Source organism: Spirillospora sp. NPDC049652, from assembly GCF_040675125.1.
Lineage (GTDB): Bacteria > Actinomycetota > Actinomycetes > Streptosporangiales > Streptosporangiaceae > Spirillospora.
The window spans coordinates 1-3,567 of record NZ_JBFAOF010000771.1; the positions used below are offsets into that span (position 1 = coordinate 1).

At 74.8% G+C, this 3,567-nt stretch carries 3 protein-coding genes; 2 read left to right on the forward strand and 1 reads right to left on the reverse strand.

The window, feature by feature from the left end:
* On the reverse strand, positions 1-1,228 hold a 1,228-nt coding region (locus tag AB0J52_RS32275), incomplete at its 3' end, for a PucR family transcriptional regulator (protein WP_500186603.1).
* A gap of 87 nt (positions 1,229-1,315) precedes the next feature.
* Here AB0J52_RS32275 and AB0J52_RS32280 point away from each other — a divergent pair.
* Together AB0J52_RS32280 and AB0J52_RS32285 are read left to right on the forward strand one after the other, a co-directional pair.
* Complete coding sequence (locus AB0J52_RS32280; RefSeq protein WP_500186604.1) at positions 1,316-2,200, forward strand: SGNH/GDSL hydrolase family protein; 885 nt, start codon at positions 1,316-1,318, stop codon at positions 2,198-2,200.
* Positions 2,197-3,567 (forward strand): hypothetical protein (locus AB0J52_RS32285; RefSeq protein ID WP_500186605.1); only part of this gene is annotated, 1,371 nt, incomplete at its 3' end. The genes AB0J52_RS32280 and AB0J52_RS32285, both read left to right, overlap by 4 nt.

The following is a 3,567-nucleotide window of genomic DNA, read 5'->3' on the forward strand; positions in this document are numbered from 1 at the left end:
GGTCGAGGCCGGTCAGGACGGCGATGCGCCGCAGCCGGTAGTCGACGGTGTTGGGATGGACGTGCAGCAGCGGCGCGGCCCGCCGCCTGCTGAACTCGCTGACCACGTACGCGCGCAGCGTCTCCAGCAGCACGGGATGGCCGTCCAGGACGGCCAGCAGCCCGGCCAGGTGCGTGCGCGCCGGGCCCGGGCGTGACAGCTGGTAGTCCAGCAGCACGTCGGTGATCCGGTAGGCCCCGGGCGCGCGGCCGGTGATCCGGACGATCTCCAGGATGTCCGCGGACTGGCGGGCGGCCTCGGCGACCGAGGCGGCGGCCGAGGCGGCGACCCCGGCGTGCACGGCCGTGCCCGCCCGGTCGGCGATGCGCGCGACGAGCCCCGTCAGCCGGTCCCACCCGCAGGTCAGGGCCGCGTCGGGGTCGTCCACCGGGAGCAGCGCCGTCCCGCCGGCGGCGTTCAGCGCGTGCAGGGCCTGGTCGCGCCCGTGGTGGTCGATCTCGGCCTGGATGCGGCGGAGCTTGCGCCGCGCGGCGACGCTGCTGCTCACCCCGGAGACGGTCTCGTCCGGGTGGACGCCGAGCGCCAGGGTCAGCACCGCGTACGCGGGGGCCGGCCGCACGCCCGCGCGCCGGGCGGCCTCGCGGGGGTCGTGGCCGTCCAGCAGCGCCGACAGCACCTCGTGCCGGGCCGCCTGGTCCTGGCCGCGCAGGGCCTGGTGCTCCTCGACGTAGGCGTCGGCGACCGCCGCCGACACCAGCTGCAGGACGTCGAGCAGGATCCGCTCGACCTCCACGACGGCGTCCAGGTCCGCCGGGCCGGCGCGGGCGACCAGCGCGTCCAGGCCGATCCGCCAGCCGAGGTGGTACGCCGACAGGACCGCGCCGAGCGGCACGCCCTCCTCGGCGCGGCGGGCCGCCGACCGCGTCATCTCCGCCAGGTCGCCGGGCGCGGGGAGCCGCCCGGTGCGCAGCGTCCGGACGAACACCCGCAGGTTGTGCTCGACCACGCGGGTGATGTCCCCGGCCAGTTCCTCGCGCGGCAGCGACGAGTAGATCGGAAACCGGTCGGTGAACGTCGCGACCATCCGCCGCGCCAGCGCGGGCACCTGCGGCCCGAGCAGGGCGTCCGCCGGGACCCCGCCGATGGCCGGCGCGACACTGCGCGCGCCCCGTGATCCCGCCGGTCCGCTGGACGGCGCGGCGTTACCGGCCGGTTTGGTCTCGGTCACAGGATCTCCCGCCCATCTCTGGATATTTCCCTGATGGTCATCGGGTCCGGCGGGCTGAGTATTGCATCGCCCCCCAAGGAGGACCCCGTGCCCCTCACATCCCGCCCCCTGCTCCGCCGGACCCTCGTCTCCCTCGTCCCCGCCGCGCTGGCCGCGCTGGCGCTCGCGCCCGCCGCGCGGGCGGCCGTCCCCGAGTACGTCGCCCTCGGCGACTCCATGGCGTCCGGGCCGCTGATCCCCGACGTCACGGGCCCGGTGGCCTGCGGGCGCTCCACGCACAACTACGCGCACGAACTGGCGTCCACGCTGGGCGTCGCCGGCCTGAACGACGTGACCTGCAGCGGCGCCGCGTCCAAGCACATGACCGAGCCGCAGAGCCTCAGCGTCCTCGGGCAGGCCGCGGGGACCGCGCCGCCGCAGTTCGACGCGCTGACCTCCGGCACCAAACTCGTCACCCTCACGATCGGCGGCAACGACGCCGGGCTGGTCGGCGTCGCCCAGGACTGCGTGAACCTGCTGCCCACCGGGACGCCCTGCAAGTCCAAGTACACCCAGGGCGGCGTGGACCAGATCGCCGCGCGCATCGACGCGTTCGAGCCCAAGCTGTCGGCCGTCCTGGACGGCATCCGGCAGCGTTCGCCGCAGGCCCGCGTCGTGGTCACCGGCTACGGCCTCTACATCAAGCGCGGCGGCTGCTGGCCCGTCGTGCCGGTGCTGCCGGTGGACGCCGACTGGCTCCAGGGCAGCGTCAACCGGATGAACGGCGTGATCGCGCGGCAGACCGCCGCGCACGGCATGACCTACATCGACCTGGTCACGCCGAGCCAGGGGCACGACGCGTGCCAGTCGCCGTCCGCCAAATGGCTGGAGGGGTTCGTCCCCACGTCCACCGCCGCGCCGCTCCACCCGAACCAGCTGGGCGAGGCCAACTACGCCCGGATCATCGCCGGGCAGATCCAGGCGGCCCGGTGAGGTTCCGGGGCGCGCTGGTCGCGCTGCTCACGGCGGCGGCCCCGGTCGTCGCGGTCCCGGCCACCGCGGCCGGGGCCGCGTCCCCGGCCGCCCACGTGTGCGACCCGGCCGACACCGCGGCGTGCATGCTGCCGTTCCCGAACAACTGGTTCACCGTCGCCGACCGGTCCACCGCGACCGGACGCCGCGTGAACCTGTCGCCGCTCGCGACGCCCCGCGCCGGGGGAGTGCTCCCCGCCGACCCCGCGCAGTGGAACCGCAACGACGGCTTCTCCCCGGGATCGGCGATGCTCACCCGCGTGCCGGGGCTGGACCTGGCCCGGACCGGCGCCGCCCCGATCACCGACATGGCCGCCTCGCTCGCCCCCGACGCGCCGATCGTCCTCATGGACGCCCGGACGGGCGAGCGGTGGCCGTACTTCGCCGAACTCGACGCCAACGCGCCCGAGTCGCGGCGGCTGCTCCTGGTCCGTCCCGCCCGCAACTTCCGCGAAGGACACCGCTACCTGGTGCTCCTGCGCGGCCTCAAGGACAAGGACGGGCGGGCGATCGACCCGACGCCCGCAGTCCGGCGCATGCTGTCGGGCCGCGGGTTCGGCGCCACGGAGAAGGAGCGCGGCGTCGCGCTGCGCCGGACGGTCAGGGAGCTGAACGGACACCGCGTCTCCACGTCCGGGCTCTACCTCGCGTGGGACTTCACCGTGGCGTCCACGCGCAACCTCACCGAGCGGGCCGTGCACATGCGGGACGACGCGTTCCGCAAGCTCGGCGGCCGCGCGCCGAAGTTCACCGTCGGGAAGGTCACCGACTTCACCACCGACCAGGACCCGTACCTGGCCCGGCGGGTCGAGGGCACCGTGGACGTCCCCAGCTACCTCGACCTGCCCGGCGGACCGCCCGGCTCCTCGATGTACTACGGACGCGACGGACTGCCCGCGCAGATCCCAGGCAACGTGCAGAAGGCCAACTTCCGCTGCAACGTCCCTCGCGCCGCGCTCACCAAGGCGGCCCAGCCGGTGCTGTACGGGCACGGGCTGATGGGCAGCGCGTCCGAGATCGACAGCGAGAAGCTGCGGCGCGCGGCGCAGCAGCACGACCTCATGCTCTGCGCGACCGACTGGATCGGGATGTCGCAGGGCGACATCGCCAACGTCGCGAGCGTCCTGCTGAACGTCTCGCGGTTCAACACCGTCCCGGACCGGCAGCAGCAGAGCTACCTGGACTTCCTGTTCCTCGGCCGCGACCTGGTCCACCCGCGCGGCTTCACCGCCGACGCGGCGTTCCGGTCGCCGGACGGCCGTCCGCTCATCGGCGGCGGGCTGGCGAGGCGATGCCGCGCAGGGAGCGGCGGACGTCGTCGGCGAGCC